The following is a 26,926-nucleotide window of genomic DNA, read 5'->3' on the forward strand; positions in this document are numbered from 1 at the left end:
GTCAGCATGAAGAAGTTGAGAGGGGTGCTGGGGACTGGCTCATTGCTCTTTGCAAGCGCCGCCGGTGCACAGTTAAAAGATATGCCTGGAGGCCCCAGGGTCAATCAGCTCAATCTCCACGAGGGGGTTACGCCGATTGCACATGACATCATGTGGCTGCACTGGATGATGCTCATTATCTGTACCATCATTTTCGTTGGTGTGTTCGGGGTAATGCTGTATTCCATCGTCATGCACCGCAAGTCGCGGCACCCGGTTCCGTCCAAGTTCCACGAGCACATGGGCATCGAAGTCGCCTGGACCATCATCCCCTTCATCATCGTCATCGCCATGGCCCTGCCGGCCACCCGCACCGTCGTGGCCATGAAAGACACCTCCAGTTCCGACCTGACCATCAAGGTCACCGGCTATCAATGGCAGTGGGGCTACGAGTACATCGACGGCCCCGCCAGCGGCGTCCACTTCCTTTCCACCTTGTCCACCCCGCGTGAACAGATCATGGGCAAAGCCCCGCGCGATCAGTTCTACCTGATGGAAGTCAACAAGGAACTGGTCGTTCCCGTCAACAAGAAAGTCCGCATCGTGCTGACCGCCGCCGACGTCATCCACGCCTGGTTCGTCCCCGAGCTGGGCGTCAAGCAAGACGCCATTCCCGGCTTCCTGCGCGACACCTGGTTCCGCGCCGAAAAAACCGGCACCTACCGCGGCCAATGCGCCGAGCTCTGCGGCAAAGACCACGCTTTCATGCCCATCGTCGTCAAGGTCGTTTCTCAGGCCGACTTCGAAAAATGGGCCGCCGAACAGAAAAAGGCGCTTGCCAGCGCCGCCGACGACCCCACGAAAACCTGGACCAAGCAAGACCTGATGGCCCGCGGCGAAAAGGTATTCGCCAGCAACTGCGTGGCCTGCCACCAGGCCAACGGCAAAGGGCTGCCCGGCACCTTCCCCGCCCTCGATGGCGACGCGAAGTTCGTGCTTGCCCCCATGAAGGGCCAAATCCTTACCGTGTTGAACGGCCATCCCGGCACTGCCATGGCCGCCTGGCGCGATCAGCTGAACGACGTCGAGATCGCCTCGGTCATCACCTATACCCGCAATGCCTGGAGCAATGCCGGCAAAGGTCCCGACCCTGTCGTCCAGCCATCCAACGTCACGGCCTTGCGCTAAGCCGGCCCATGCGCGCATAGAAAAATTCACAAGTTTTTGTCGGAGGGGCGCCGCAGGCGCCGCCCCGGTCAAGTAGGAAGGAGTCCATCATGAGCAGTATTACTGCCGATCACGTCCCTGCCAGCCAAGGACACGATGACCACGCCCACGCCATGCCGCACGGTTGGCGCCGCTGGCTGTTCGCCACCAATCACAAAGACATCGGGACGATGTACCTCATCTTCTCGCTGTTCATGCTGTTCGAAGGCGGCACGCTGGCCTTGCTGCTGCGCACCGAGCTCTTTGAGCCCGGCCTGCAGTTCTTCCAGCCTGAACTGTTCAACCAGTTCACCACCATGCACGGCCTCATCATGATCTTCGGGGCCATCATGCCGGCCTTCGTGGGCTTTGCCAACTGGATGGTTCCGCTGCAGATCGGCGCCTCCGACATGGCGTTCGCCCGCATGAACAACTTCAGCTTCTGGCTGCTGCCCGTCGGCGCCATCCTGTTCACGGCATCGTTCTTCGTGCCCGGCGGCGCCAACGCTGCGGGCTGGACCATGTACGCGCCGCTGTCCCTGCAAATGGGCATCGGCATGGACTTCGCCATCTTCGGCGTGCACGTCCTGGGCGCTTCGTCCATCATGGGCGCGATCAACATCATCGTCACCATCCTGAACATGCGCGCTCCCGGCCTGACCATGATGAAGATGTCGCTGTTCTGCTGGTGCTGGCTCATTACCGCCTACCTGCTCATCGCGGTCATGCCCGTTCTGGCCGCGGCCGTCACCATGCTGCTGACCGACCGCCACTTCGGCACCACGTTCTTCAATGCGGCCGGCGGCGGCGACCCCGTCCTGTTCCAGCACGTGTTCTGGTTCTTCGGGCACCCCGAGGTCTACATCATGATTCTGCCGGCGTTCGGCATTGTCTCGGCCATCGTTCCCGCCTTCGCCCGCAAGCGCCTGTTCGGCTATTCGTCCATGGTTTACGCCGTGGCCGCCATCGCCATCCTGTCCTTCCTGGTCTGGGCCCACCACATGTTCTCCACCGGCATGCCCGTCACCGGCCAGTTGTACTTCATGTACGCCACCATGCTCATCTCCATTCCCACGGGCGTGAAGATCTTCAACTGGGTGGCCACCATGTGGCGCGGTTCGCTCACGTTCGAAACCCCCATGCTGTTCGCCATCGGGTTCATCTTCGTGTTCACCATCGGCGGCTTCACCGGCCTGATCGTGGCCGTCGCCCCCATCGACATCGCGGTGCACGACACCTACTACGTGGTGGCGCACTTCCACTACGTGCTGGTGGCCGGCTCGCTGTTCGCGCTGTTCGGCGGTGCCTACTACTGGCTGCCCAAATGGACGGGCCGCATGTACGACGAGCGCCTGGGCAAATGGCACTTCTGGTCGACCATGATCTCGTTCAACGTCACCTTCTTCCCCATGCACTTCCTGGGCCTGGCCGGCATGCCTCGACGCTATGCCGACTACGCGGCGCAATTCACCGACTTCCACCAGGTGGCCACCATCGGCGCCTTCTGGTTCGGCCTGTCGCAACTGCTGTTCGTCTATGTCGTGCTGAAGGCCTACTCGGGCCGCGGCGAGATCGCCCCCGCCAAACCCTGGGAAGGCGCTGAAGGCCTGGAATGGACGGTGCCCTCCCCGGCTCCGTTCCACACCTTCGTGACGCCGCCCACAGTAAAGTAAACTAAGCCCATGACACCCGAGCAACGCCGCCGCAACCGCAACACCGGACTCATCCTGGCCGCAATCGTCATTGCGATCCTGGCTTGGTCTTTCGTGCGCGGCAGCGCCATTCTTACCAGCTAGGCAGGTTTCCATGAGCGACGACATCCGTCAACTTGCGCAGCGCAAGCTCAATTTCTTCCAGACACTCAAGGCAGTGGCGTGGGGGTTTCTGGGCGTGCGCAAGGGCAAGGATTATCAGCAGGACATCTCCAGCCTGAATCCCGTGCATCTCATCATCGCCGCGCTCATCGCCACCCTGGTTTTCGTGCTGGCCCTCATCATGGTTGCCCGCTGGTTCATCGGCCACGCGGTCTAACGGCTTACTCTTTCAGTATCGTATAGTCAGTTCAATAATTCGTTTCAGGAGATCAACATGAGTGCAAGTCACTCGGTTCACGGCAGCGAGGCACCCTACTACTACGTGCCAGCCGATTCGGCGCACCCGGTTCGCGCCAGCTTCGCCATGCTTTTGATGGGCATCGGCGCCGCATTGTGGATCAACGAGCATTACCTTGGCCACTGGATTTTCCTGGTCGGCATCCTGGCCCTCATCGTGGTGCTGTTCGGCTGGTTCGGCGACGCCATCCGCGAATCGGAAGGCGGCATGAACAGCCGCCGGGTCGATCACTCGTACCGCTGGAGCATGGCCTGGTTCATCTTCTCGGAAGTCATGTTCTTTGCCGCGTTCTTCGGCTCGCTGTGGTACACCCGCGAAGTCACGACGCCCTGGCTAAGCAACCTGGATCACCGCACGCTGCTGTGGCCCAACTTCTCGGGCACCTGGCCAAATCTCGGACCCGCAGGCACCATCGCCCCGTTCGAGTCGGTCGGCCCGTTCTGGCTGCCCACCATCAATACCGCGCTGCTGCTTTCCTCGGGCCTGACCCTTACCATCGCCCACCATGCGCTGCGCGCCAACCATCGCGCCAAAACCATCTTCTGGCTGGCGCTTACGGTGATCCTGGGCTTCTGTTTCGTGGGTTGCCAGGCCTACGAATACCACCACGCCTACACCGAACTGCACCTGCGCTTCAATTCGGGCGCATTCGGTTCGCTGTTCTACATGCTCACGGGCTTCCACGGCTTCCACGTCATTCTGGGCGCCACCATGCTTACCGTCATCCTGGTGCGCCTTATCAAGGGGCACTTCACCGCCGACCACCACTTCGGCTTCGAGGGTGCGGCCTGGTACTGGCACTTTGTCGACGTGGTGTGGCTGGGTTTATACTTGTTCGTCTATTGGTTTTAAGCTTTTCACCACGGCCGGTTCGGGCATTGCGCCGGAATCGGTTCAGGCAACGACTAAAAAGGCTGGCCTTGCCGGCCTTTTTTTCTGGCCGCCGTCCGCCGCCCTAAGGCTGCTGAACCAGGCCCGTGCTTTGAATCCAGCCCATGTAGTGGGCGAACAAGACAAACAGGAACAGGGCAATCGACAGCCCTACCCGCCAGGTCAGCGCATTGACCGTCCGGTTGCTTTTGCCCTGGTCGCGCATCAGGTACACAAGGGCCGACGCCAGGCTGCCCAGTATGCCCAGAAACGCCAGGATAACGATGATACGCATTAACACTCTCCGGTAAAACCCGAATTATTGCAGACATGGCCAAATCGCACTCGACGCTTCGAACCCTGGTTTCGCTTATATTGCTTGCCATCGTGGCGGCGGTATGCACCGCGCTGGGAAACTGGCAATTGCGCCGGGGCGCCCAACGCGACGCCATCATGCAGGCCATCGAAGCCGGACGCAAGGCCGCGCCGCTGCAGCTCGACACCCGCACCGCAGCCGGCGACCTGGTTCAATGGCGCCCTGCCGCCGCTCATGGCGTCTGGCTGCACGACTTCACCGTACTCCTGGACAACCGCAATTACAAGGGCCGCCCGGGCTACTGGGTAGCCACCCCCCTGCTTATCGACGCCCCCAGCCGCACGGCCGTGCTGGTGCTGCGCGGCTGGCTGCCCCGCCCCATACTTCCGGGGACCAGCCTGCCCGCCTTGCCTCGCCCCGGGGGCGAGCAGGATGTGCGGGGCCAGCTTGTCAGTCACGTGCCCCGCATGTTCGAGCTTTGGTCGTTCAGCGGCAAGAGCGCCAGCGCGCTGCCCGCCAAGCTGCCGGGCCCCGATGGCGCGCCTCCCAAGGTGCAGAACCTGGCCCTCCAGGACTTGAGCCGCATAACCAGCTTAAAATTGCTGCCGGCGGTTCTAGAGCAAACGGCGGGCAGCGGCCAGGCAACAGCCGGCGCCGCGCCTTTTGTGCAAGAATGGCCTTTGCCCTCCACGGATTCGGCCCAGAACCGCGGCTACGCGCTGCAATGGTTCAGCTTTGCCGGCATTGCCGCCATTGCCTGGCTGGTCGTCGCCTGGCGCGCATTGCGCCGGCGCCGGCAGCCCGTATGAAGCCTCCATCCAGCCCCTCACGCCGAAACCAACCCGAGAACCCCAAGGACAGCCCGCAGTGAACACCCCAACCGCCGCCCCATCCAAACCCCGCTCCATTTCGCCCCTGATCTGGATATTGGCGATTTGCCTGGCTCCCGTAATTCTGGCCCTGCTGGCCTATTACGTGCCGGCCCTGGGCCTGCGGCCCAACGGCACCAACAACTACGGCCATCTGATCAACCCCCAGCGCAGCCTTCCGGCCGCCGACGCCCTGGGCCTGAAGACGCTGGACGGCAAGCCTTTCGATCTGCGCAGCCTGGACGGAAAATGGATACTGCTCAGCGCCGACCAGTCCGCCTGCCCCAAGGAGTGCGTTACCAAGCTGTTCGTCCTGCGCAATTCGCACGCCAGCCAGGGCAAGGACGTAGAGCGCCTGACCCGCGTCTGGCTGGTGACCGACGACGGCCCTATTGCCGATGAAATCCGCAACGCCTACAAGGGCACCATCATCCTGCGCGGCGACCCGGCCAAACTTGCCGCCTACTTCGCCCCGAAGGCAACGGCCCAGGATGCCGGCGCCGAACTGGCCAAGCCCATGTGGATCATCGACCCGCTGGGCAACCTGATGATGCAATACCCCCCCGATGCCGACCCCATCTCGGTGCGCGACGACATTCGCAAGCTGCTCAAGAACTCGCACATAGGCTAGGGCCTGTTCGTGCATTCAAATTCGGATTAATAAGCATTAACAGGCCCTGGGCCCGCTCGATCATGGTTGACCGCATCAAAACCCGCTATCGCAAGCTCGTATTCTTCACCTGGTTTCTTACGCTGGATCTCATCATGTTCGGCGCATTCGTGCGCCTGACCGACTCCGGGCTGGGCTGCCCGGACTGGCCCGGCTGCTATGGCAAGGCCAGCCCATTGGGCGCCGTGAACCATATCGAGCAGGCCCTGCAGGCCATGCCCTACGGCGCCGTCAGCTTCTCCAAGGCCTGGATCGAGATGATCCACCGCTACGCCGGCACGCTGCTGGGAATGCTGATCATCGCCATCGTGTACATGGCATGGCGCTATCGCGGCATACTGCGCAACACGCCCCGGCTCGCCACCTTTACCCTGCTGGCGGTCTGCGTACAGGGCGCTTTCGGGGCCTGGACCGTGACGCACCGGCTGATGCCCATCATCGTCACCACCCACCTGCTGTGCGGCATCGGCCTGCTCGCGCTGATGACCTGGCTTGCCGCCCGCGAAAAAGAACACCCCCCCATCACCCCCGCCGCGCGCTCCATGCTGCCCTGGGCCGCGGCCGGCCTGGTGCTGCTGTTCGTGCAGATTGCGCTGGGCGGATGGGTCAGCACCAATTACGCGGCGCTGGCCTGCCTGGACTTTCCCACCTGCCACGGCGAATGGCTGCCCCCCATGGACTTCCACAGCGGGTATTCGCTGATTCGCGGGCTGGGCCTGCTGCCCTCGGGCGAGGCGATTTCCCAATACGCCCTGACCGCCATACACTGGACACACCGGAATTTCGCCTTTATCGTATTCATCTACATGGGTGTACTGGGCTTCAAGCTGCGCGCCGAGCCCGGCCTGAAAGCCCCGGCAACCTTGCTCCTGGCGCTGTTGCTGGCCCAGTTGTTCACGGGTCTGACCACCATATTCTTCCAGTGGCCCCTGCTTATCGCCGTGCTGCACAACGGCGGGGCGGCCGGCCTGGTTTTGATCACCGTCACGCTATTGGTTCGCATTGCGCGCTCCAATAGTTCTAAAATAGCCGCATGACTACCGCCTCCGTCCCTCAATCCAGTCTTCTGCGCCAGTATCTGGTGCTGACCAAGCCTCGCGTCACGCAACTGGCCGTATTCTGCGCCGTCATCGGCATGTTCCTGGCCGCGCCGGGGCTGCCCAATATGCGATTGGTAGTGGCCGGCACCCTGGGCATCTGGCTGCTGGCGGCGGCGGCTTTCGCCATCAACTGCCTCATCGAGCAGGAAATCGACGCCAAAATGCTGCGCACGGCCCGGCGGGCCACGGCGCGCGGCACCATTTCCAACATCCAGGTGCTGCTGTTCTCGGGCGTGCTGGGCGGCCTGGGCATGCTGGTGCTGTACAACTGGGTCAATCCGCTGACCATGTGGCTCACGTTCGCCACCTTCATCGGCTATGCCGTCATCTACACCATCATCCTCAAGCCCCTTACCCCGCAGAACATCGTCATCGGCGGCCTTTCGGGCGCCATGCCCCCGGCCCTGGGCTGGGCGGCCATTGCCAACGCCGTCCCGGCCGAAGCCTGGGTGCTTGTGCTCATTATCTTTATCTGGACGCCGCCGCACTTCTGGGCCCTGGCGCTGTATCGCAACCACGATTACGAAAAATCCGGCCTGCCCATGCTGCCCGTCACGCACGGCAAGAAGTTCACGCTGCTGTTCGTGCTGCTGTACAGCCTGGTGCTGTTCGCGGCCACGCTATTGCCCTTCATGGTGCGCATGAGCGGCTTTCCCTACCTGGCGGCGGCCGTCGTGCTAAGCGGGCTGTTCGTGTGGTATTCGTGGCGCTTGTATCAAGACTACAGCGACGAGCTGGCCCGCAAGCTGTTCCATTACTCCATCCTGTATCTGTCGCTGCTGTTCGGGGCCTTGCTGGTGGATCACTGGATAACGCTTATTTAATTTTCTTGCCGACTATTGGAAAAACCCCGAATGCTTCCGTTCGAACCTAAGCGACGCGTGCTGCTGGGCGCGGCGATGGCCGCCGCCACCCTGGCCTTGGCGGGCTGCAACGACAAGCCCAAAAAGCTGGCTATCCAAGGCAGCGACATTACCGGCACCCATCTGGGCAGCGACTTGGCCATGGTGGACGCCAGCGGCCAGGTGCGCACCCTGGCCGACTACAAGAACAAGATCGCCGTCATTTTCTTCGGCTACACCCACTGCCCCGACGTCTGCCCCACAGCCATGGCACAGTTGGCCCAGGCCATGAGCCTGCTGAAAAAAGACGCCGACCAGGTCCAGGTCATCATGATCACAGTCGACCCGCAGCGCGATACGCCCGAAGTCATGCAGCGCTACGCCAGCGCCTTCAACCCCGGCTTCATCGGCCTTAGCGGCTCGCCCGAGCAACTGGCCAAAACGGCCAAATCGTTCCGGGCCTACTACGCCAAGTCGCCGGGCCCCACGCCGCAGGACTACGGCATGGATCACAGCTCGTCGTTCTACATCATGGACAAAAGCGGCGAGGCCCGCATACTGCTGCCGGGCAATGCGCAGGCCGGCGTCATCGCCCACGACATCCAGCAACTGCTTTAATTCGGGCTCGACAGGTCGGGCAACGGCTCGTGCTGGCGCTCACCCGACTGGAACTGCTTCCAGACTTCCAGCGCGCGCATGCGCTGCTTGGCGACCGCTTCGATTTTTTCCCGCAATTGCGGGTCGCGTTCCAGCAACTGGTTGAAATCGCGTTCCTGCAGCATGAGCAGTTGGCTATACCCCAGCGATGTGACACGGGCCTCGAATTCCATGCCCTTGATCAAGGCGACTTCGCCGAAGAACTCGCCGCTGCCAAGCTCGATGGTGGTTTGGTCTGGCAGGACGATGACTACCGCCCCCGAGGCCACGAAGTACATGGCCCGCGTCCGCCCCGCTTGCATGCTGACCTCTTGCCCCGGCACCACCAGCCTGGGCTTGAGCAGCTTGCCGATGGCATGCAGGGTGTCGGGCGACATGCCCTCGAACAAGGGCACGCGCTTGATGAGGTCGTCGGCGCTCATGGCGATGTCGATGGCCGGCCGCTGTTCGACGTAGACCCAGCGCTGGTCTATTTGCTTGAGCAGGTCGGCGTACACCTCGCCGCTGATCAGGAACTGCGACAGCATGTCGCGATAGCGCATGCGCTCCATGGAGCGGGCCATGCGCCCCAGATACGATTCCTGCAGCCACAGGGCGAACGAAGGATACTGGAGGTTCAGCGTCTGCAGCGCGCTGTCCAGGCGCTTGAGCCTGCGCTGATGCGCCTGCACGATGATGTCGGTGGCTTCGTTGCCCAGCATGGGGGGCAGCTCTTTGCGGGCGAACGCCAGCAAATGCTGGGCTTCGGAGCGTTTAGTCCGAAGGCTCATGAAACGCTTGGCGATTTCGTTGGCCAGCCAGCTTTGGAAGCCGAAGGCGTAATTCAGGCGCAAGGCCAGCCTGAACGCCATGGAATAGCGCATGTCGGCCTCGATGGCCGCCTCGAAGCCGGCCAGCCCCCCGGCGCGCACGGCATCGCTCATGCGCTCGGCGCGCGCCAGCACGTTCTCGGCAATGCGCCAATCCACGATCTGGGCCTTGAGCATTTCGAAGAACATTTCCTCTTCGCGCGACGCCACGATGGCCAGGCCCACCGCCACCTTTTCGTCCTGCGTCAACTGCCGCACCTGGCCATCGTTGGCGCTGGCCAGGGTAGTGTTGAAGACCGAACGGATGCGGGTCTGGGCCTCGGCGCCGATATGCTCATTCTGGGCGATTTCGTCGGTTTTTTCCTGTAGATCTTCGAGAGCGACGATGAGCGCCTGGTTGCGGATGGTGCGCTCGATGGGGGAAAGCTGGTTCAGGCGCAGCTTGCGAATAAGCGGACGCAGCGACACGCCGTTGATGAAAAGCGTCAGCAGGACGAAGCTGGTCGTCGCCACCGCAATGAACTGGCGGGCTTCGTAGGGCACGTGCTGCTGCTCGGTGACCGCCAGCGCCAGAGCCAGCGACACCGCGCCCCGCAAGCCGCCCCACCACATGGCCGCCCGATAGGAGCGGCTGACCTTGGTGCTGAGCCCCATCCGTCCCAGCAGCGGCAGCACGCCGAAGACCATGACGGCGCGCGCGGCCAGCGTGACCACGAACAGCAGCGCCACCAGCAGGATTTCCACCCAGGTCACGTCGGTCATCATGCGCGGGATCAACATGGCGGCAAACAGGAAGATCAGCGAATTGGCCCAGAACCCGAACTGCGACCACGAATGCTCGAGCTGCTCGAACGTGGTGGGCGACATGCGCGTGCGGCCGGACGACCCGACGACCAGGCCGGCAATGACGGTGGCAACCACGCCCGATGCTCCGAAATAATGCTCGGTGATGAAGAAAGTCAGATAGGCCACCGCCACGGTCAGGGTGACCTCGGACATGGGCCAGCCCCGCAGCAGGATGAACAACCAGCACGCCAGGCGTCCGATCAGGAATCCCGCCAGGCCGCCGAACAGGAAGCTGTACAGGAAGCTGGAAAAAATGGACTGCACCGAAACGTCGGTACTGCCGCTGTACAGCATGGTAAGCAGCACCGAATACAGGGAAATGGATGCCGCGTCGTTGAACAGCGATTCGCCTTCGACCAGGGTGGTCAGGCGCTTGGGCGCCCCCACCTCGCGGAACATGCCGACCACCGCGGCCGGATCGGTGGTGGCCACGATGGCGCCCAGCATCAGGCACACCACCAGGCCGTAGTCGGACGCCGCGCTAAGCGAGAACCCCACGGCCACGGTGCACACCACCACGGCCACGATGGCCATCATGAGAATGGGACCGATGTCGTCGAGCAAACGCCGCACATTGGTGGCCAGCGAGGTTTCGAACAAGAGTATGGGCAGGAAAACGTAGATGATGGTCTCCGAGGAAACCTCGAAGTGCTGCAGCACGTTGAAAATGCCCGACAGCACTCTGGGCATCCAGTCGTGCACATGGATGATCACGCCCAGGACGATGCCGACGATGGCCAGCAGCACCGAGTACGGCAGGCTCAGGCGGCCGGCCAGGGCCGGCATGAAACACACCAGCGCCAGAAGCACCGCCACCCCGAAAACCAGAAACCCCACATCCATCGTCAACGACACCCTCGAAATGGTATGAACACGTTTTGCCGCGGCAGGAGAGGCGGAACGCCCGCCATCGCGAAGCACGAGGCCGATTCGGCATGGATGCCCGAACCGGCCTGGCCGCCTGCCGGGAGCGTGGCGGCGAACGGCTTCCTCCGCCCGTGCTGCCGGCGCCCGTTCGCGTAGGATACGCTTTTTTTCTTTCCGGATTCAGATAATAGACAGGAGAAACGTGGCGCCGCTACAGCCGAATGTGTAGCGCAAGGTGCGCGACGCATAAAAGGTGCCCCCTCGCTGCGCCGCGCGAGCGGCTTGCTGCCCCCGAGGGGGCTTTTTACCTTGGGGCGACCCGCACGGCGCAAAGCGGCGGCGCATAAAAAATGGGACACCGTGCTGGTGTCCCATAAACATCCGCTTCAAAAGGGAGGGGATTGAGGAGAAGCAGAAGCGGACGAATGAACAACAGATACGAGCCAGAAGCAGGTACCAGTCATATTGCTCATGATGATTAGTGTCGCCGCCGGACAATAAGTTCGGCAATTTTTACGGGAATTTGTATTTAGTTGTAAAGCACAAAACCGGCCGCGAGCCGCCCCTGGGGCGGCGATCAGGCCGCGGCCAGGGATTGGCGCATTTTCTTGAGCGCGGCCGCTTCGATCTGGCGGACGCGTTCGGCCGAAACGCCGAATTCGGCGGCCAGTTCGTGCAGCGTGGCGCCGCCCTCGTCCTGCAGCCAGCGCGCTTCGATGATGCGGCGCGAGCGCGGATCCAGGACCTGCAGGGCATCGGCCAGGCCGGCACCCTGCTGATCGTCGTGGAACCGGCGCTCGAGCACCTGGGTGGGCTCTTGCGCGTCGTCGGACAGGTAGGCGATGGGCGCAAATGCGTCTTCGTCGTCGTGCGGGCTTTCCAGGGCCATTTCGTGGCCGGACATGCGCACTTCCATTTCGCTGACGTCTTCAGGCCGAACATTGAGCTCGGCGGCGATTTCCTGGATCTGCTCGGGATTGAGCGCGGAACCGTCGGGGCGCATGCGGCGCAGATTGAAGAACAGCTTGCGCTGCGCCTTGGTGGTGGCTACCTTGACCATGCGCCAGTTGCGCACCACGTATTCGTGGATTTCGGCCTTGATCCAGTGCACGGCAAACGAGACGAGGCGCACGCCGCGATCGGGGTCGAAGCGCTTGACGGCCTTCATGAGGCCCACATTGCCTTCCTGGATGAGGTCGGCATGCGGCAGGCCATAGCCCAGGTATTGACGGGCGATGGAAACCACCAGCCGCAGGTGCGAAAGAATAAGCTGGCGCGCCGCGTCGAGGTCGGTGTCGTCGCGCACTTTTTTGCCCAGCTCGATTTCTTGCTGGTGCGTGAGAACGGGCAGGCGATGGACGGCGCTTATGTAGGCTTCGATGGTGCCAAGCGCGCCAGGGTTTGCAATGGCCGCTGTCAAGGCCGTATTGGACAAGGCCAGGGAATGCGAACTGGATGTCATCGTTTTGGGCGATCCTTAGAAAGAAAAACCACGTTATCAGATATTAGCACTCTGTTGCCGAGAGTGCTAATTTTATGACTGCCCCATAGGGAAAAAGTTCTGAAAACAGCCCGGATTTCAATTATTTAAATTGTTTCTCCGGAAAGGTCCGCGCGAGGCTCTAGCTGATAATAATTCCCATTTCATGTAGAATTAAGCGGTTTTTTGCCACGGCCAACCCAACCGGCTCTTTACACCCGCGCACCAGCACCGCCCCTACCTTATTTTGCAACCCCGTATGAAGCCCTCGCCTTCAGTTCGCCGCCGTACTTATTGGCTTAAAACCCTGCATCAATGGCACTGGATGAGCTCCGCCTTGAGTCTGATCGGGCTGATCCTGTTCGCGGCCACCGGCCTTACCCTGAACAACGCTGCCCTGTTCGAAAGCGCGCCTTCGGTCATCACCCGCCACGCCACCATGCCCCAGAACCTGCTGCAGGAACTGCCGCCGCCGGCCTCGGCCAAAAAGGGCAAGCTGCCCGCCACTGCCGAAACCTGGCTCGACCAGCAACTGGGCATCCGCATACATGGCCGGCCGGCCGAGTTCTCGGCCGACGAAGTCTACGTATCGCTGCCCGAGCCCGGCGGCGACGCCTGGCTTTCCATCGACCGGGCCAGCGGCGAAGTCGAATACGAGCACAGCAGCCGCGGCTGGATCGCCTACCTGAACGATCTGCACAAGGGCCGGGACACCGGCGTGGTCTGGAGCTGGTTCATCGATATTTTCGCGGTGGCCTGCCTGATTTTCGGACTGACCGGCCTGCTGCTGCTGAAGTTGCATTCCAAGAACCGGATCTCGACCTGGCCCATGGTGGGCCTGGGCCTGGTCTTTCCCGCCGTCCTGCTGATACTTTTTAGCCACTAACCATGAAACACCTGCTCAAGACCACTCTCGCATGCGCCCTGGCCGGCATTTCCGGCGCCGGCGCCCAGGCCGCGGAAATGACCATCCAGGTCACCATTCCGCGCATCGACGCCACCGAATACCATCGCCCCTACCTGGCGGTCTGGCTGGAAAGCGCCGACAAGAAAACCGTGCGCGACATCGCCGTCTGGTACGAACAAAAGAACACCAAGAACGAAGAAGGCAAGAAGTACCTCAAGGACCTGCGCCAATGGTGGCGGGTCAGCGGGCGCAGCCAGGGTGCGCCGGCCGACGGGGTAAGCGGCGCCACCCGCGCGGCGGGGGTTCAAACCATACGCGTCGACAGCAAGCAGTTGGCCGGGCTGCCCGCCGGCAACTACGAACTGTCGATCGAGGCGGCGCGCGAAAAAGGCGGACGCGAACTGCTGCGCCTGCCCCTGGCCTGGCCACCCGCCAAGGCCGATACGCAAACCGTCCAGGGCCAGCACGAACTGGGCGCCGTCGAGATCAAGGTAGCTCCGTAGGCAGCCCGCAACCCTGGCGCCGCCAGGATCGGGCCGTAACCATTCCATTCTGGCTCTTCCGGGAGCCGCCGCTCAACACCCGGCCACGGGCAAGCCCGTCGCCTTCCATGTTTTTTTGGAGATCCGCGTCATGAAACGTTTCGCCACCCCACTACTGGCCCTGGCCTTTCTTTTGCCCGCCGCCACGCAAGCCCACGATATCTGGATCGTTCCCTCCGCCACCGTCTTGTCGGGCGACGAAGGCTGGGTCACCGTGGACGCGGCCGTCGGCAACGACAAGTTCTACTTCAACCACCGGCCCATGAACCTGAGCGCCCTGCAGATCACCGGCCCCGACGGCAAGCAGGTCGAAGCGGAAAACAAATTCAGCGGCGAACTGCGCAGCGGCTTCGACGTCCACCTGACCACGGACGGCACCTACCGCATCGCCATCGCCAGCGACGGCGCCACGGCACGCTGGAAGGAAGACGGAAAGATGAAGCGCTGGTTCGGCCCGGCCGCCGACCTCGCCAAGAAGGTGCCGGCCAAGGCCGAGGGGCTCGAAGTGCAGGAACGCGTGAGCCGCGTCGAGACCTTCGTCACCAAGGGCAAGCCCACCGCCATCGGCAAGATCGACAAAGGCATCAGCCTGATTCCCGTCACCCACCCCAACGATCTGTTCTCCGGCGAACACGCCAAGTTCATCGCCACCATCGATGGCAAGCCCGCCGCCCAGATTCCCGTCGAGATCGTGCCAGGCGGCAGCCGCTACCGCGACACGCTGAACACCATCAAGCTCACTACCAACGACAAGGGCGAGTTCGAAGTGAAATGGCCGCAGCCCGGCCAATACTGGCTGCATATCTCCAGCCAGGACCAAAAGACATCGGTGCCCCAGGCCAGCAAGCGCTCCCTGCTGTATTCGGCCACGCTGGAAGTCCTGCCGCAATAAGCCATCGAGGCGCGCGGCGGCCACACCCCTGAAGGCGGCGGAAACATGAACCGGCCAGACGACACCGCAGACCGGGCGGTTTCCTCCACTCCAGATCTCCGGCCCCGTCTCCATGGCCGCGCCGGCGTCTACGCGCAATTGCGGGGCGAGAGCATGGGCACGACCTGGACGGTCCAGTACGCTATCCCGCGCGAAGCGGCGCACGAAAACGGCGCCCCCGGCGCCGGTGGGCCAGACGCCGACGAGGGGCCGGGCGGCAGGCCTGCCGAAAATCATGGCCTGCCGCTGCAGCAGGCCATCCAGGCCGCGCTGGATCGCGTCGTCGATCAAATGAGCACCTGGGAACCGGACAGCGTGATCAGCATGTTGAACCGGGCCGAGCCGGGCTGGTATCAAATACCGGCGGAATTCTTCCACGTCTTGCAGCGCGCCCTGCAGATCGCCGAACAATCGGACGGCGCCTACGACCCAACCATGGGGCGGCTGACCGATCTATGGGGTTTCGGACCGAAAGGCCCTGTGCAGGAACCTCCCGCGCAAGCGGAAGTCGTCGCCGCGCTATCCTCGGCCGGCTGGCGCCGCACCGCCCTGAACGAGCCGCTGCGAGGCGTCTGGCAGCCCGGCGGCCTGCAATTCGACCTGTCGTCCATTGCCAAGGGCTACGGCGCGGATGAAATCGCCCGCGTGCTGGACGAGCACGGCACCGAGCACTACCTGGTGGAGCTGGGCGGCGAACTGAAAGCCAGGGGCCGGAATCCACAAGGCGCGCAATGGGCCCTGGATATCGAGACGCCCGGCCACGCCTCGTCGAGCTTCCCCCTGACCCTCACGGATTGCGCCATCGCCACGTCGGGCGACTACCGCCGCTGCTTCCACCACCATGGGCGGCGCTATGCGCACACGCTGGATCCACGCACCGGCCATCCCTTGCGGCAGGCCCTGGAATCGGTCAGCGTCTTGCACGCGCAATGCATGGTGGCCGACGGCCTGGCCACCGCCCTGCTGTGCCTGGACCTGGAAAAAGGACTGGCGCACGCGCGCCGGCACAAGATACCGGCCCTGTTCATGAGCCGCAGCGGCCAGGAGCTGGCCCTGGACTGGACCGACGAATTCTGGATACTGGGCGGGCGCTAGCTCCGGCAACCAGCCGCTACATCCGTTTCATCAAAAGCAAGGCCGTGTCGAATCAAGACGCGCCGTGAACGAAACCCGCAGCCCCCGTCATGCCATCAATGCGCAATGATGGCGCGCAGCATGTCGACCAGGCGATCGGCATGATCGGGGTCGAGCTTTTCCAGGATGCGGTGCTGATGCTGCAGGGCGCTGTCGCACAGGCCGCGAATGAGCTTGGTGCCCTTGGGCGTGATGGTGACCAGGGTCTGCCGCCGGTCGGAACGCACGGTTTGCAGGGTAACCAGGCCTTCGGCCTCGAGGCGGGGCAGCACCTTGCTTAATGTTGGCTGCTTGGTGATGGCCAGCTCGGCCAGCGCGCCCACGGTTTCCCCTTCGCCTTCGATGAGGCTGCCCAAGACCCGCCACTCGGTGACTGTAAGCCCCGCATTGCGGACTTCGATGTGGAATTCGGCGGAAATGCGGTGGCTGGCCAAGGCCAGCACGGAAGCCAGATAGCGGTGTACGAAACGGGGTTGCTCTACTTTTTGCATTGCTCTACCTGAGACCCGACCGTCAACTCGCAAGCATTGCAGACGACCAAAATATACTGCACTGCAATATGCCGGTGCGGACACGCCACAGTGAAGAAAAAATCGTATTCCAATTGCGCGTATGCGTCAATGCGGGACAAGCCGTGGGCAGGCCGGGAAGAGGCCCGCGCGACGGCTTTTCCCGAGCCTTCCTAATGGTTTGCCCTGATAGGCAATCGACCGGCATATCAGTTAAATTTTCAAAGTATATGAATTTTCATGTTTCTCATTGACAAGGGAATGCTTCACTCCTAAAGTATTTGAGACACACACCAGAATCAGTCCAGAGCGCGCATCGCCGCACGTTCGGATCGGGTCGAATCACGGCGAGAATCAAGCAGCCCGGCAGGAGTCCAACATGGCAGAGCGTTCATTCAAGAAAGAAGTCCAGCAACTACGTATCGGGGCGGGCGAAGAGTTCCGCGGAGAAGGCATATTGGCCGTCACCAAGGCCCTGCTGCAGTCAGGTGTCAGCTACGTGGGCGGCTACCAGGGCTCACCCATTTCCAACCTCATGGACGTGCTGGCCGACGCCCAGGACATTCTCGAAGAACTCGGCGTGCACTTCGAAACCAGCGCCTCCGAGGCCACGGCCGCCGCCATGCTGGCGGCTTCCGTCATGTATCCCATACGCGGCGCGGTCACCTGGAAATCCACCGTGGGCACCAACGTGGCATCCGACGCCCTGGCCAACCTGTCGTCGGGCGGCGTCACCGGCGGCGCCCTGGTCGTCGTGGGCGAAGACTACGGCGAAGGCTCCTCCATCATGCAAGAGCGCACCCACGCGTTCGCCATGAAATCCCAGCTCTGGCTGCTGGACCCGCGCCCCAATCTCGAAAGCATGGTCAAGGCCGTCGAAGACGGCTTCCAGCTTTCCGAAGCCAGCAACACGCCAGTCATCCTGCAATTGCGCATCCGCAGCTGCCACGTGCACGGCCGCTTCACGGCAAAGGCCAACCAGCGCCCGCAATACACGCTGGCCGAAGCCATGGCCAACCCGGTGCGCGACGTCAACCGCATCGTGCTGCCGCCGGCTTCCTTCCTGCACGAGCGCGAGAAAGTCCAGAACCGCTGGCCGGCCGCCGTCAACTTCATCAAGGAAAACCAGCTCAACGAGTTCTTCGACGGCGATCTGGAAGACCTGGGCCTCATCCTGCAGGGCGGGCTGTACAACGGCGTCATCCGGGCGCTGCAGCTTCTGGGCCTGGCCGACCACTTCGGCAACAGCCGCATCCCCTTGTACGTGATGAACGTCACCTACCCGGTGGTCGACGACGAGGTCATCGACTTCTGTAAAAACAAGAAAGCCGTACTGCTTCTTGAAGAAGGCCAGCCCAACTTCATCGAGCAGAACATGAACACCATCCTGCGCCACGCGGGAATCAACACCATCTTGTCGGGCAAAGACCTTCTGCCCCTGGCCGGCGACTACACCACCGCGGTGGTGCGCGACAGCCTGCAAAAATTCCTGGAGGCGCATCAGCCCGACGTCCTGCCTTCGCTCGAACCGGCCGGCTACGCTTTGCCCAAGACCCCCAAGGTCCGGCCCGCCGAAGCCCCTGCCACCCCGGCCAAGCCCATCGAAATCAACGAGATTTCCCGCCCTGCGCCCTCCGCCCAGGCAGCGCCCGCCCATGCGCACGTCGCCCAGGCCCTGATCGCCGAGGCGCTGGTCGAAGAACAGGAAGCGGAACTGCTGGTGGCCGAACCCACAGCCGAACAGGCGGCCGTCAACGGCGGGCAGCTCAGCGCCGCGCCGGCCTCGGGCAACGGCGCCCTGGCCTTGCAGGAACAGGTAAAAAGCCTGTCCACCGTGGTGCCGCCACGTCCGCCCGGATTCTGTACGGGCTGCCCCGAACGGCCCATTTTCGCGGCCATGACCCTGGCGCAGGAAACCCTGGGCCAGCACCATATTTCCTGCGACATCGGCTGCCATCTGTTTTCCATCCTGCCGCCGTTCAACCTGGGCGCCACCACCATGGGCTACGGCCTGGGCGCGGCCAGCGCGGCCGCCTTCAACGTGCCCTCCTCCAAGCGCTCCATCTCGTTCATGGGCGACGGCGGCTTCTGGCACAACGGCCTGGCATCGGGCATAGGCAACGCCGTCTTCAATAAATACGACGGCGTCATCATCATCGTCGACAACTACTATTCCGCCGCCACCGGCGGCCAGGACATCCTGTCCTCGCGCGCCTTCAACAAGCGCCGCGCCACCAACAACCCCATCGAGGAGGCCGTCAAGGGCGTGGGCGCGAAATGGGTGCGCACGCTCGACCGCACCTACGACGTCACGAAAATGCGGGCCACCATCGAAGACGCCCTGACCACCAAGGAAAAGGGCCCGAAAATCATCATCGCCCAATCCGAGTGCATGCTGAACAAGCAGCGGCGCGTCAAGCCGCAGTTCAACAAGGCGGTCAAGGAAGGCAAGCGCATGGTCAAGGAACGCTTCGGCGTCGACCCCGACGTCTGCACCGGCGACCACGCCTGCATCCGGCTTTCGGGCTGCCCCTCGCTTACCATCAAGGAAAGCGCCGATCCGCTGCGCGAAGACCCCATCGCCTACGTCGACAACACCTGCGTGGGCTGCGGCAACTGCGGCGAGGTCGCGCACGCGGCCGTGCTGTGCCCGTCGTTCTATCGCGCCGACATCGTCAACAACCCCAGCAAATGGGACCTGTTCATGGCCAAAATGCGCCAAAGCATCATCGGTTTCCTGCAAGCCCGCCGCAGCAGCCGCCAAGCCCAATACTCCTTGTAAAAGAAAACGCATCATGGCAAACACAACGCAATTTCATGCCGGCACCCCCATCAAGATCGCCATCGTCGCCATGGGAGGCCAAGGCGGCGGCGTCCTGGCAGACTGGGTCGTCGACCTGGCAGAGAACGCCGGCTGGTGGGCCCAGACCACGTCGGTGCCGGGCGTGGCGCAACGCACCGGCGCCACGGTCTACTACGTCGAGCTCATGCCCGGCGCGGCCGTGCAGGCCGCCGGCCGCGCGCCGGCCCTGGCCATGATGCCCACGCCGGGCGACGTCGACCTGGTGGTCGCCGCCGAACTCATGGAAGCGGGGCGCGCCATCCAGCGCGGCTTCGTCACCCCCGACCGCAGCATCCTCATCGCCTCCTCGCACCGCGCGTATTCGGTCAACGAAAAAGCGGCGCCCGGCAACGGCATCGGCGATTCGAACAAAATCATCGAAGTCGGCAACCAGGCCTCCAAACGCTTCATCTGCACCAACCTGCAGGCCCTGGCCGACCAGGCGGGCAGCGTCATCAGCGCCAGCCTGTTCGGCGCTATCGCCGGCAGCGGCGCCTTGCCTTTCGCCCGCGAAGAATACGAAGAAACCATACGCCGTGCCGGCCTGGGCGTGAACGCCAGCCTCAAGGCCTTCGACCTCGGGCTGCAGGCGGCCGCCAATGCGCCCGCCACCGCCGACAAGGTCGCCCGCAACGAACCCGTCATCGAGATTCCCGAAAAGGCCTCGCACCCCAAAGTGCAGGCCCTGCTCGACGACATCAAGCAGAACTTCCCCGCGCCGGCGCAGCCCATGCTCGTGGCCGGCCTGCGCCGCACGCTCGACTTCCAGGATCTGCGCTACGCCAAGGAATACCTGGAGCACATGCGTACCATCCACACGCTGGACAGCCAGTTCGGCGGCGCGGCCAAGTCGTGGGCGCTGACCACGGCGGCGGCCCGCTACGTGGCCGTGGCCATGGCCTACGACGACGTCATCCGGGTGGCCGACCTCAAAACCCGCGGCACGCGCTTCGAGCGCGTGCGCAACGAGGTTCTGGCCAAGCCCGAGCAACTGGTCTACACCACCGAATACATGCACCCCCAGGTCGCGGAAATCTGCGGTCTCATGCCCGCCGGCCTGGGCCGCTGGATGCAAGACTCCAAGCCCGTCAGCAACTTCATCAACGTGTTCTGTCGCAAGGGGCGCTTCCTGCAAAGCGGCACGCTGTCGGGCTTCCTGATGCTGTACGGGCTGGGCGGTATGCGGCGCTTCCGGCGCGGCACGCTACGGCACCAGGTCGAGGCCAAGAGCCTTGCGCAATGGCTGAAGCTGATTGGCGATACGGTGCGCCAGGACTACGACCTGGCCGTCGAAATCGTGAACTGCCGCCGCCTGGTCAAGGGCTACAGCGACACGCACGAACGCGGCGAAAGCAAATACCAGCGCCTGCTGCGCGAAGCGGCCAAGCTGCCCGGCCAGGCCAATGCGGCAACCCGCCTGAGGCTGCTGCGCGACGCCGCCCTGGCCGATCCGCAAGGCAAGCAGCTGGACACCATGCTCAAGCAAACCAGCCAGCCGGCCGCATCCTGACCCCCACACCACTACCGCGGCGACATTCAGTTTAGGCACACCATGAACTATCGCAACAACCCGCAAGCCGTCCAGGCGTTGATCCGCCCCACGGAAGTCCACAAAGACATCTTCGTCGACGACGAAATCTTCGAACTCGAAATGGAGCATTTGTTCGCCAACACCTGGGTCTACGTGGGCCACGGCAGCCAAATCCCCAACCCGGGCGACTTCTATACCACCACCGTGGGCGACCAGCCCGTCATCATGGTGCGGGACGCCGACAACACCGTCAAGGTCCTGCACAACCGCTGCCCCCACAAGGGGGTCGAGGTCGCCCCCGAAGGCTGCGGCAACACCGGCAAGTTCTTCCGCTGTCCCTACCACGCCTGGACATTCCGGCTCAACGGCAGCCTGCTGGCCCTGCCCCTGAAACGCGGCTACGACCCCGAAGTATTCAACGAATGCGAAGCCAGCCATGGCATGGCCGCCGTCGAGAACGTGCGCGACTACCATGACTTCATTTTTTGCCGGCTGAACCCCGAAGGGCAAGGCTTCGAGGAGTTCTTCGGCGAATCGCTCACCACCATCGACAACATGATCGCCCGCTCGCCCCAGGGCAAGCTGGAAATCGCCGGCAAGCCGCTGCGCTACATGCACGACTGCAACTGGAAAATGCTGGTGGACAATCAAACCGACACCTGCCACCCCATGGTCGCGCACGAATCGTCGGCCGGTACCGCCGTTCATGTATGGGAAGAGTCGGGCAAAGTAGGCCCCACTCCCATGGCCGTGGAACAGTTCGCGCCCTTCATCTCGTCGTACGATTTCTTCGAGGGCATGGGCATTCGCGTCTGGGAAAACGGCCACGGCCACACGGGCGTCAACAACTCCATCCACGCCGCCTACTCGCCCATTCCCGGCTACATGGAAGCCATGCATGCCGCCTACGGCGAAGAGCGCACCAAGGAGATCCTGGGCGACGTGCGCCACAACACCACGTACTGGCCCAACATCATGGTCAAGGGGCCCATCCAGACCCTGCGCATCTTCAAGCCGCTTGCGGCCAACAAGACGCTGGTCGAATCCTGGGCCTTCAAGCTGGTGGGCGCGCCGGACAAGCTCCTGGAGCGCACGCTTATGTACAACCGGCTCATCAATTCGCCAACCTCCATCGTCGGCCACGACGACCTCGAAGTCTACGAGCGTGCCCAGGTGGGCTTGGCGTCCAGGGGCCGGGAATGGGTCAATGTAGCCCGGCTCTACGACCCCACTGAAAGCCAACGTAAAAACGAAGCCACCAACGGCACGACCGAATGGCAAATGCGCAATCAATACCAGGCCTGGGCCCGTTACATGACAGCATCGATGACGGAGGCCGTATGAACACCTTCAACGATCAACAACTCCACGATTTCATCTACGCCGAAGCGCGGCTCCTGGACGAGCAGAAGTTCGAGCAATGGCTGGCGCTGTTCACCGACGACGCCCACTACTGGATGCCCCTTACCCAAGGCCAGACCGACCCGCTGCTGGAAGGCTCGCTGATGTACGAGGACATGCTGCTGCTCAAGGTGCGCGTCGAACGCCTGGCGGGGGTTCGCACCTATTCGCAGCAACCGCCCAGCCGCAGCCACCACTTGCTGGCGCGCCCCGAAATCGAAACCTCCCACCCCGGGCACCAGCCCGAACAAGGCAAGTACGTCGTGCGCACGGCGTTCCATTACGTCGAAACCCGCATGGAGCAGCAATGGCTTTATGCCGGATGGGCCACGCACGAGCTGGTCACGGTGGACGGCGCCTTGCGCATCCATCAAAAGCGGGTCGACATCGTAAACAGCGACGCCGCATTGCACGGCATTCAACTCTTCATGTAAGGGGCAGACTTTGTCCACCACGGTATATCAGGCTTTTTCCAGTTCCGCCCGGCAGTGGCCGGATCAACCCTTCCTACACATCGTTCCTGAAACCGCGCAGATCTATCAAATTCCATCGGGCGACTACAGCTATTCGCAAACCGTGGCCAGCATCGAATCCCTGAAAGCCGCCTATCAGGCCGCGGGCTACGGCCACGGCCACCGGGCCGGCCTGCTCATGGAAAACCGGCCCGCCTTCTTCCTGCACTGGTTCGCCCTTAACGCACTGGGCGTTTCGGTGGTGCCCATCAACGCCGACCTGCGTTCGGCCGAGCTGGAATACCTGATCGGCCACTCGGAAATCAGCATCGCCATCGCCCTGCCCAGCCACCACGCGGTGCTGCGCGCCGCGGCGGACGCTGTCGGCAGCCCCCTGGCCGTCATCGGCCCCGACGACGCGCCGGCCCCCGCGACCACCCCCGCGCCGCTGGCGGGCAAGCCCATCGACAGCGCCACCGAATGCGCGCTGCTGTATACATCGGGCACCACGGGGCGCCCCAAGGGCTGCATCCTGTCCAACGAATATTTCCTGCACGCCGGCAACTGGTATGCGGGCATCGGCGGCCTGGCCACGCTGCGGCCGGGCGTCGAACGCATGCTCACACCTCTGCCCCTGGTACACATGAACGCCATGGCCTGCTCCACCATGGGCATGGTCGTCACCGGCGGCTGCCTGATTCCGCTGGACCGCTTCCACCCCAGAAGCTGGTGGGACACGGTGCGCGAATCGCGCGCCACCGTCGTGCATTACCTGGGCGTCATGCCGGCCATTCTCATGAAGGCCGAACCCAGCACACAGGACACCAGTCACGATGTGCGCTTCGGCTTCGGCGCCGGCATCGACCGCAGCCTGCACGCACCGTTCGAAGAGCGTTTCGGCTTCCCCCTGCTCGAAGCCTGGGCCATGACCGAAACCGGCTCGGGCGCCGTGGTCATCGCCAATCACGAACCGCGCTTCATCGGCACCAGTTGCTTCGGCAAAGAGCGGGACGACGTGCTGGTCAAGCTCATCGACGACGCCGGCGAACCCGTTGGGGCCGCCGGTGAACAGGGCGAACTGCTGGTCAAACATGCCGGCGACAATCCGCGCTTCGGCTTCTTCTCGGGCTATCTCAAGGACGAGGCCGCCACGCAGGAAGCCTGGGAGGGCGGCTGGTTCCATACCGGCGACATCGTCGTGCGCAACGAACAAGGTTATCTGCAATTCGTCGACCGCAAAAAGAACGTCATCCGCCGCAGCGGCGAAAACATCGCCGCGGTGGAAGTCGAAAGCGTGCTGCTGCAGCACCCGGCCGTCAAGGCGGCGGCGGTCGCCGCCGTGCCGGACGCCATACGCGGCGACGAAGTCCTGGCCTGCATCGTCTGCGCCACGCCGCCCGATGCCGCCGGCATGCCCGACCTGGCGCAGGACATCGTCAAATGGAGCCTGTCGCGCCTGTCGTACTACAAGGCGCCGGGCTACGTGGCTTTCGTCGACGCCCTGCCGCTTACCGCCACCAACAAGATCCAGCGCGGCGAGCTCAAAACCAAGGCGCCCACCCTGGTGGGCACGCCCGAATGCATCGATACCCGCGCCATGAAAACCCGCCAGGAAGTGGGCTCATGACGCGGCGCCGGGCCAGCTATGAAGGCGTCGTGGCCACCGTTCCGGTTACCGTTCCCTATGTGCGCTACTCCATCCACAGCGCGCACTGGTGGCTGGGCAAGGCGCTGCGCGCCCTGATCGACGGATCCGGCCTGCGGAAGCACGATATCGACGGCATGTGCGTTTCCAGCTTTACGCTGGTGCCGGACACCGCCGTGGGGCTCACCCAGCACCTGGACATGGCGCCGCGCTGGCTCGACCATATTCCCATGGGCGGCGCCAGCGGCGTCGTGGCGCTGCGCCGGGCCACCCGGGCCGTGCAGGCCGGCGACGCCGACGTCGTGGCCTGCCTGTCGGGCGACACCAACCACGTCGACTCGTTCCGCCAGACCATCAGCCAGTTCTCGCGCTTTGCGCAAGACGCCGTGTATCCCTACGGCGCGGGCGGGCCCAACGCCAGCTTCGCCCTGCTGACGCACAACTACATGCGCATGACGGGCGCCACGCGCGAAGACTTCGGCAAATTGTGCGTGGCCCAGCGCGACAACGCCCTGCGCCACCCCAATGCGCTGATGAAAAAGCCGCTGACCCTGCAGCAGTACATGGACGCCAAGCTCATCACCGATCCCATTCATCTGTTCGACTGCGTCATGCCCTGCGCGGGCGCCGACGCCTTTCTCGTGATGCGCGAAGAAAAAGCCGTCGCGCTCGGCCTGCCCTTCGTGCGCATCCTGTCGACCATAGAACGCCACAACGCCTGGGCCGACGACCCCATCCAGTATCGCGGCGGCTGGTCCATGGACAAAGACGATCTCTACGAACAGGCCCAAATCGGCCCCGGCGACATCGACTTCATGCAGGCCTACGACGACTACCCCGTCATCAACTTCCTGCAGATGGAAGACCTGGGCCTGTGCGAAAAAGGCGGGGCGCCGCAGTTCGTGCGCGACAACACATTCACCGTGGATGGCACGATGCCCTTCAACACCAATGGCGGCCAGCTTTCAGGAGGTCAGGCGGGCGCCGCCGGCGGCTACCTGGGCATGGTCGAAGCCCTGCGCCAGCTTACCGGCACCGCCGGCGGCACCCAGGTCAAGGACGCCGCCATCGGCCTGGTCAGCGGCTTCGGCCTCATCAACTACGATCGCGGCATATGCACCGCCGCGGCGCTTCTGGCGCGAGGTGCGGCATGACCCAGCCCCTGTCCAAACCACCCCGCAAGAACCCCGTCGCCCGCACGCGCCAGCCCACGCTGCCGCCGGCTTCGCGCAGCCGCCGCACCCTGGGCCTTACCGCCTCGGCCGCGGCGGGCAGGTTCGACCTGCAGGTCTGCCAGGAATGCCGGGCGGTTCAGTACCCGCCGCGCGAAGTCTGCCACCGCTGCCTTTCCGACCAACTGCTCTGGCAGGCTGTCGCCCCGCGCGGCACGCTGCTGGCATCGACCACCCTGCATCACAGCAACGACCTGTTCTTCAGGGAAAGGCTGCCCTGGCGCATCGGCACGGTGCAGCTCGAATCGGGCCCGCGCGCCATCGCCCACGTCCACGGCGACTGCGAAGACGGCAAGCCCGTCAAGCTGGCCCTCAAACTGGATCGCAGCGGCCAGGCCGTCATGATTGCGCTACCCGAAAAGGCGACTCCCAATATGGAAGACGACAAAGTCCTGCGCGAGACCTCGTGCGATCCCAAGTTCCGGCGCGCGCTCGTCACCGACGGCAAGTCGGCGGTGGGGCTGGCCGTCATCAAGGCCCTGCTCGATGCCGGCGCCACCACGGTATTCGCGGGCGACCCGCACACCTGGAAGAAGAACCGCGCCTTCGACGCCTTGTGCGAAGACCCGCGCGTGCTGCCGCAGGCCCTGGACATCACCGACACCGACTCGGTCGAACGCCTTTCGCGCTCCATCGGCGGCAAAGTGGAAATCCTGGTCAACACCGCCGACTACGCGCGCGAAGGCGGCATTTTGCACAATCGCGACCTGCTCAAGGCGCAGGATGCATTCAACGTGAATTGCCTGGGCCTGATGCGCCTGGCCCAGCACTTCGGCCCGGCCATGGCGGGGCGCGGCGCGGACGGCACGGCCAACGCCGTGGCCTGGGTGAACACGCTGTCCATCTACGCCCACCTGAATCTGCCGTCGCGCGGCATGTGGTCGGCTTCGCAGGCCGCCGCGCTGTCCGCCAGCCAATGCCTGCGCAACGAACTGCGTCCGGCCGGCATCCGCGTCGTCAATGTATTTTCAGGCCCCATCGACTACGAATGGGAGCAGCTTACGCCTCCCCCGCGCGTCAGCCCTTCAGCCATCGCCAGCGCCATTGTGCGCGCGCTGCGGGACGGCGTCGAGGAAGCCTACGTCGGCGACGTCGCGCAGGAATTCCTGGCCCGCATGCACGACAACCCCAAGGGGCTGGAGCGCGAACTCGGCACGCAAAGCTGAGCCGTCCGGCA

Annotated in this window: 25 protein-coding genes; 21 read left to right on the forward strand and 4 right to left on the reverse strand. The window is 63.5% G+C overall.

The window, feature by feature from the left end; translation table 11 throughout:
- The first annotated feature begins 6 nt into the window (after positions 1 to 6).
- The 5 genes from coxB to VNT00_RS06790 all read left to right on the forward strand — a co-directional run bounded on the left by coxB (position 7) and on the right by VNT00_RS06790 (position 4,149).
- Entirely contained in the window at positions 7 to 1,167 is a 1,161-nt protein-coding gene (coxB, locus tag VNT00_RS06770; protein WP_325585784.1) for a cytochrome c oxidase subunit II, read from the forward strand.
- An 89-nt stretch (positions 1,168 to 1,256) separates the two neighbouring features.
- Positions 1,257 to 2,858 (forward strand): cytochrome c oxidase subunit I, encoded by a 1,602-nt coding sequence (ctaD, locus tag VNT00_RS06775; RefSeq protein ID WP_325585785.1) that lies wholly within the window; start codon positions 1,257 to 1,259, stop codon positions 2,856 to 2,858.
- A 9-nt stretch (positions 2,859 to 2,867) separates the two neighbouring features.
- Entirely contained in the window at positions 2,868 to 2,981 is a 114-nt protein-coding gene (locus tag VNT00_RS06780; protein WP_325585787.1) for a cytochrome oxidase small assembly protein, read from the forward strand.
- 10 nt (positions 2,982 to 2,991) lie between these two features.
- A complete protein-coding gene (locus VNT00_RS06785; protein ID WP_325585789.1) occupies positions 2,992 to 3,216 on the forward strand; it encodes a DUF2970 domain-containing protein in 225 nt (74 codons plus the stop codon).
- Positions 3,217 to 3,273: 57 nt separating this feature from the next.
- Positions 3,274 to 4,149 carry a cytochrome c oxidase subunit 3 gene (locus VNT00_RS06790; protein ID WP_325585791.1) on the forward strand — a complete coding sequence of 292 codons (876 nt, stop codon included), beginning with the start codon at positions 3,274 to 3,276 and terminating at the stop codon, positions 4,147 to 4,149.
- Between the two features lie 103 nt (positions 4,150 to 4,252).
- Here the strand turns inward: VNT00_RS06790 and VNT00_RS06795 are convergent, their stop codons facing one another.
- On the reverse strand, positions 4,253 to 4,462 hold the full coding sequence (locus VNT00_RS06795) for a twin transmembrane helix small protein (protein ID WP_325585793.1): 210 nt from the start codon (positions 4,460 to 4,462) through the stop codon (positions 4,253 to 4,255).
- A 35-nt stretch (positions 4,463 to 4,497) separates the two neighbouring features.
- Here VNT00_RS06795 and VNT00_RS06800 point away from each other — a divergent pair, with 35 nt between their 5' ends.
- The 5 genes from VNT00_RS06800 to VNT00_RS06820 all read left to right on the forward strand — a co-directional run bounded on the left by VNT00_RS06800 (position 4,498) and on the right by VNT00_RS06820 (position 8,582).
- Positions 4,498 to 5,292: an SURF1 family protein gene (locus VNT00_RS06800; protein ID WP_325585795.1), complete on the forward strand. Its 795-nt coding sequence runs from the start codon at positions 4,498 to 4,500 to the stop codon at positions 5,290 to 5,292.
- A 58-nt stretch (positions 5,293 to 5,350) separates the two neighbouring features.
- On the forward strand, positions 5,351 to 5,983 hold the full coding sequence (locus VNT00_RS06805) for an SCO family protein (protein WP_325585797.1): 633 nt from the start codon (positions 5,351 to 5,353) through the stop codon (positions 5,981 to 5,983).
- A 62-nt stretch (positions 5,984 to 6,045) separates the two neighbouring features.
- The gene (locus tag VNT00_RS06810; protein ID WP_325585799.1) at positions 6,046 to 7,059 is read left to right on the forward strand and encodes a COX15/CtaA family protein; all 1,014 of its coding nucleotides are present in this window, start codon (positions 6,046 to 6,048) and stop codon (positions 7,057 to 7,059) included.
- Positions 7,056 to 7,946, forward strand: coding sequence for a heme o synthase (gene cyoE / locus VNT00_RS06815; RefSeq protein ID WP_325585801.1), 891 nt, complete (start codon positions 7,056 to 7,058; stop codon positions 7,944 to 7,946). The genes VNT00_RS06810 and cyoE overlap by 4 nt, the downstream gene beginning before the upstream one ends.
- A gap of 30 nt (positions 7,947 to 7,976) precedes the next feature.
- Positions 7,977 to 8,582, forward strand: coding sequence for an SCO family protein (locus VNT00_RS06820; RefSeq protein ID WP_325585803.1), 606 nt, complete (start codon positions 7,977 to 7,979; stop codon positions 8,580 to 8,582).
- On the opposite strand, the gene VNT00_RS06825 is transcribed toward VNT00_RS06820, so the two are convergent.
- Together VNT00_RS06825 and rpoH are read right to left on the reverse strand one after the other, a co-directional pair.
- Positions 8,579 to 11,119 (reverse strand): cation:proton antiporter, encoded by a 2,541-nt coding sequence (locus VNT00_RS06825; RefSeq protein ID WP_325585869.1) that lies wholly within the window; start codon positions 11,117 to 11,119, stop codon positions 8,579 to 8,581. The two genes, VNT00_RS06820 and VNT00_RS06825, sit on opposite strands and share 4 nt — an antisense overlap.
- Positions 11,120 to 11,720: 601 nt before the next feature.
- Positions 11,721 to 12,605 carry an RNA polymerase sigma factor RpoH gene (gene rpoH / locus VNT00_RS06830; RefSeq protein ID WP_325585805.1) on the reverse strand — a complete coding sequence of 295 codons (885 nt, stop codon included), beginning with the start codon at positions 12,603 to 12,605 and terminating at the stop codon, positions 11,721 to 11,723.
- Positions 12,606 to 12,882: 277 nt separating this feature from the next.
- On the opposite strand from rpoH, the gene VNT00_RS06835 reads away from it, so the two are divergent.
- The 4 genes from VNT00_RS06835 to VNT00_RS06850 all read left to right on the forward strand — a co-directional run bounded on the left by VNT00_RS06835 (position 12,883) and on the right by VNT00_RS06850 (position 16,098).
- Positions 12,883 to 13,509: a PepSY-associated TM helix domain-containing protein gene (locus tag VNT00_RS06835; protein WP_325585807.1), complete on the forward strand. Its 627-nt coding sequence runs from the start codon at positions 12,883 to 12,885 to the stop codon at positions 13,507 to 13,509.
- Positions 13,510 to 13,520: 11 nt separating this feature from the next.
- Positions 13,521 to 14,033: a DUF2271 domain-containing protein gene (locus tag VNT00_RS06840; protein ID WP_325585871.1), complete on the forward strand. Its 513-nt coding sequence runs from the start codon at positions 13,521 to 13,523 to the stop codon at positions 14,031 to 14,033.
- Positions 14,034 to 14,163: 130 nt separating this feature from the next.
- On the forward strand, positions 14,164 to 14,964 hold the full coding sequence (locus VNT00_RS06845; RefSeq protein WP_325585809.1) for a DUF4198 domain-containing protein: 801 nt from the start codon (positions 14,164 to 14,166) through the stop codon (positions 14,962 to 14,964).
- Between the two features lie 45 nt (positions 14,965 to 15,009).
- Positions 15,010 to 16,098: an FAD:protein FMN transferase gene (locus tag VNT00_RS06850; RefSeq protein ID WP_325585811.1), complete on the forward strand. Its 1,089-nt coding sequence runs from the start codon at positions 15,010 to 15,012 to the stop codon at positions 16,096 to 16,098.
- A 95-nt stretch (positions 16,099 to 16,193) separates the two neighbouring features.
- On the opposite strand, the gene VNT00_RS06855 is transcribed toward VNT00_RS06850, so the two are convergent.
- Positions 16,194 to 16,628 carry a MarR family winged helix-turn-helix transcriptional regulator gene (locus VNT00_RS06855; RefSeq protein ID WP_325585813.1) on the reverse strand — a complete coding sequence of 145 codons (435 nt, stop codon included), beginning with the start codon at positions 16,626 to 16,628 and terminating at the stop codon, positions 16,194 to 16,196.
- A gap of 397 nt (positions 16,629 to 17,025) precedes the next feature.
- Between VNT00_RS06855 and VNT00_RS06860 the strand changes: the two genes are divergently transcribed.
- Genes VNT00_RS06860 through VNT00_RS06890 form a run of 7 tightly spaced genes read left to right on the forward strand, consistent with a single transcriptional unit; the run spans position 17,026 to position 26,915 of the window.
- Positions 17,026 to 19,428, forward strand: a complete 2,403-nt coding sequence (locus VNT00_RS06860; RefSeq protein ID WP_325585815.1) for an indolepyruvate ferredoxin oxidoreductase subunit alpha — start codon at positions 17,026 to 17,028, stop codon at positions 19,426 to 19,428.
- A gap of 13 nt (positions 19,429 to 19,441) precedes the next feature.
- Positions 19,442 to 20,998: an indolepyruvate oxidoreductase subunit beta family protein gene (locus VNT00_RS06865; protein ID WP_325585817.1), complete on the forward strand. Its 1,557-nt coding sequence runs from the start codon at positions 19,442 to 19,444 to the stop codon at positions 20,996 to 20,998.
- 42 nt (positions 20,999 to 21,040) lie between these two features.
- On the forward strand, positions 21,041 to 22,363 hold the full coding sequence (locus VNT00_RS06870; RefSeq protein WP_325585819.1) for an aromatic ring-hydroxylating dioxygenase subunit alpha: 1,323 nt from the start codon (positions 21,041 to 21,043) through the stop codon (positions 22,361 to 22,363).
- Positions 22,360 to 22,854, forward strand: coding sequence for an aromatic-ring-hydroxylating dioxygenase subunit beta (locus VNT00_RS06875; protein WP_325585821.1), 495 nt, complete (start codon positions 22,360 to 22,362; stop codon positions 22,852 to 22,854). Before VNT00_RS06870 ends, VNT00_RS06875 begins: the two co-directional genes overlap by 4 nt.
- Before the next feature lie 10 nt (positions 22,855 to 22,864).
- The gene (locus VNT00_RS06880) at positions 22,865 to 24,499 is read left to right on the forward strand and encodes an AMP-binding protein (protein WP_325585822.1); all 1,635 of its coding nucleotides are present in this window, start codon (positions 22,865 to 22,867) and stop codon (positions 24,497 to 24,499) included.
- Positions 24,496 to 25,671 carry a thiolase family protein gene (locus VNT00_RS06885; protein WP_325585823.1) on the forward strand — a complete coding sequence of 392 codons (1,176 nt, stop codon included), beginning with the start codon at positions 24,496 to 24,498 and terminating at the stop codon, positions 25,669 to 25,671. The genes VNT00_RS06880 and VNT00_RS06885 overlap by 4 nt, the downstream gene beginning before the upstream one ends.
- Positions 25,668 to 26,915, forward strand: coding sequence for an SDR family NAD(P)-dependent oxidoreductase (locus tag VNT00_RS06890; protein WP_325585825.1), 1,248 nt, complete (start codon positions 25,668 to 25,670; stop codon positions 26,913 to 26,915). The genes VNT00_RS06885 and VNT00_RS06890 overlap by 4 nt, the downstream gene beginning before the upstream one ends.
- The last annotated feature ends 11 nt before the right edge of the window (positions 26,916 to 26,926 follow it).

The organism is Eoetvoesiella sp., from assembly GCF_035555955.1.
Lineage (GTDB): Bacteria > Pseudomonadota > Gammaproteobacteria > Burkholderiales > Burkholderiaceae_B > Eoetvoesia.

Excerpts from the sequence above, each read along its gene's own strand:
- coxB (WP_325585784.1), top strand. The coding sequence starts at position 7 with ATGAAGAAGTTGAGAGGGGTGCTGGGGACTGGCTCATTGCTCTTTGCA.
- ctaD (WP_325585785.1), top strand. The coding sequence starts at position 1,257 with ATGAGCAGTATTACTGCCGATCACGTCCCTGCCAGCCAAGGACACGAT.
- VNT00_RS06780 (WP_325585787.1), top strand. The coding sequence starts at position 2,868 with ATGACACCCGAGCAACGCCGCCGCAACCGCAACACCGGACTCATCCTG.
- VNT00_RS06785 (WP_325585789.1), top strand. The coding sequence starts at position 2,992 with ATGAGCGACGACATCCGTCAACTTGCGCAGCGCAAGCTCAATTTCTTC.
- VNT00_RS06790 (WP_325585791.1), top strand. The coding sequence starts at position 3,274 with ATGAGTGCAAGTCACTCGGTTCACGGCAGCGAGGCACCCTACTACTAC.
- VNT00_RS06795 (WP_325585793.1), bottom strand. The coding sequence starts at position 4,462 with ATGCGTATCATCGTTATCCTGGCGTTTCTGGGCATACTGGGCAGCCTG.
- VNT00_RS06800 (WP_325585795.1), top strand. The coding sequence starts at position 4,498 with ATGGCCAAATCGCACTCGACGCTTCGAACCCTGGTTTCGCTTATATTG.
- VNT00_RS06810 (WP_325585799.1), top strand. The coding sequence starts at position 6,046 with ATGGTTGACCGCATCAAAACCCGCTATCGCAAGCTCGTATTCTTCACC.
- cyoE (WP_325585801.1), top strand. The coding sequence starts at position 7,056 with ATGACTACCGCCTCCGTCCCTCAATCCAGTCTTCTGCGCCAGTATCTG.
- VNT00_RS06820 (WP_325585803.1), top strand. The coding sequence starts at position 7,977 with ATGCTTCCGTTCGAACCTAAGCGACGCGTGCTGCTGGGCGCGGCGATG.
- VNT00_RS06825 (WP_325585869.1), bottom strand. The coding sequence starts at position 11,119 with ATGGATGTGGGGTTTCTGGTTTTCGGGGTGGCGGTGCTTCTGGCGCTG.
- rpoH (WP_325585805.1), bottom strand. The coding sequence starts at position 12,605 with ATGACATCCAGTTCGCATTCCCTGGCCTTGTCCAATACGGCCTTGACA.
- VNT00_RS06835 (WP_325585807.1), top strand. The coding sequence starts at position 12,883 with ATGAAGCCCTCGCCTTCAGTTCGCCGCCGTACTTATTGGCTTAAAACC.
- VNT00_RS06845 (WP_325585809.1), top strand. The coding sequence starts at position 14,164 with ATGAAACGTTTCGCCACCCCACTACTGGCCCTGGCCTTTCTTTTGCCC.
- VNT00_RS06850 (WP_325585811.1), top strand. The coding sequence starts at position 15,010 with ATGAACCGGCCAGACGACACCGCAGACCGGGCGGTTTCCTCCACTCCA.
- VNT00_RS06855 (WP_325585813.1), bottom strand. The coding sequence starts at position 16,628 with ATGCAAAAAGTAGAGCAACCCCGTTTCGTACACCGCTATCTGGCTTCC.
- VNT00_RS06860 (WP_325585815.1), top strand. The coding sequence starts at position 17,026 with ATGGCAGAGCGTTCATTCAAGAAAGAAGTCCAGCAACTACGTATCGGG.
- VNT00_RS06865 (WP_325585817.1), top strand. The coding sequence starts at position 19,442 with ATGGCAAACACAACGCAATTTCATGCCGGCACCCCCATCAAGATCGCC.
- VNT00_RS06870 (WP_325585819.1), top strand. The coding sequence starts at position 21,041 with ATGAACTATCGCAACAACCCGCAAGCCGTCCAGGCGTTGATCCGCCCC.
- VNT00_RS06875 (WP_325585821.1), top strand. The coding sequence starts at position 22,360 with ATGAACACCTTCAACGATCAACAACTCCACGATTTCATCTACGCCGAA.
- VNT00_RS06885 (WP_325585823.1), top strand. The coding sequence starts at position 24,496 with ATGACGCGGCGCCGGGCCAGCTATGAAGGCGTCGTGGCCACCGTTCCG.
- VNT00_RS06890 (WP_325585825.1), top strand. The coding sequence starts at position 25,668 with ATGACCCAGCCCCTGTCCAAACCACCCCGCAAGAACCCCGTCGCCCGC.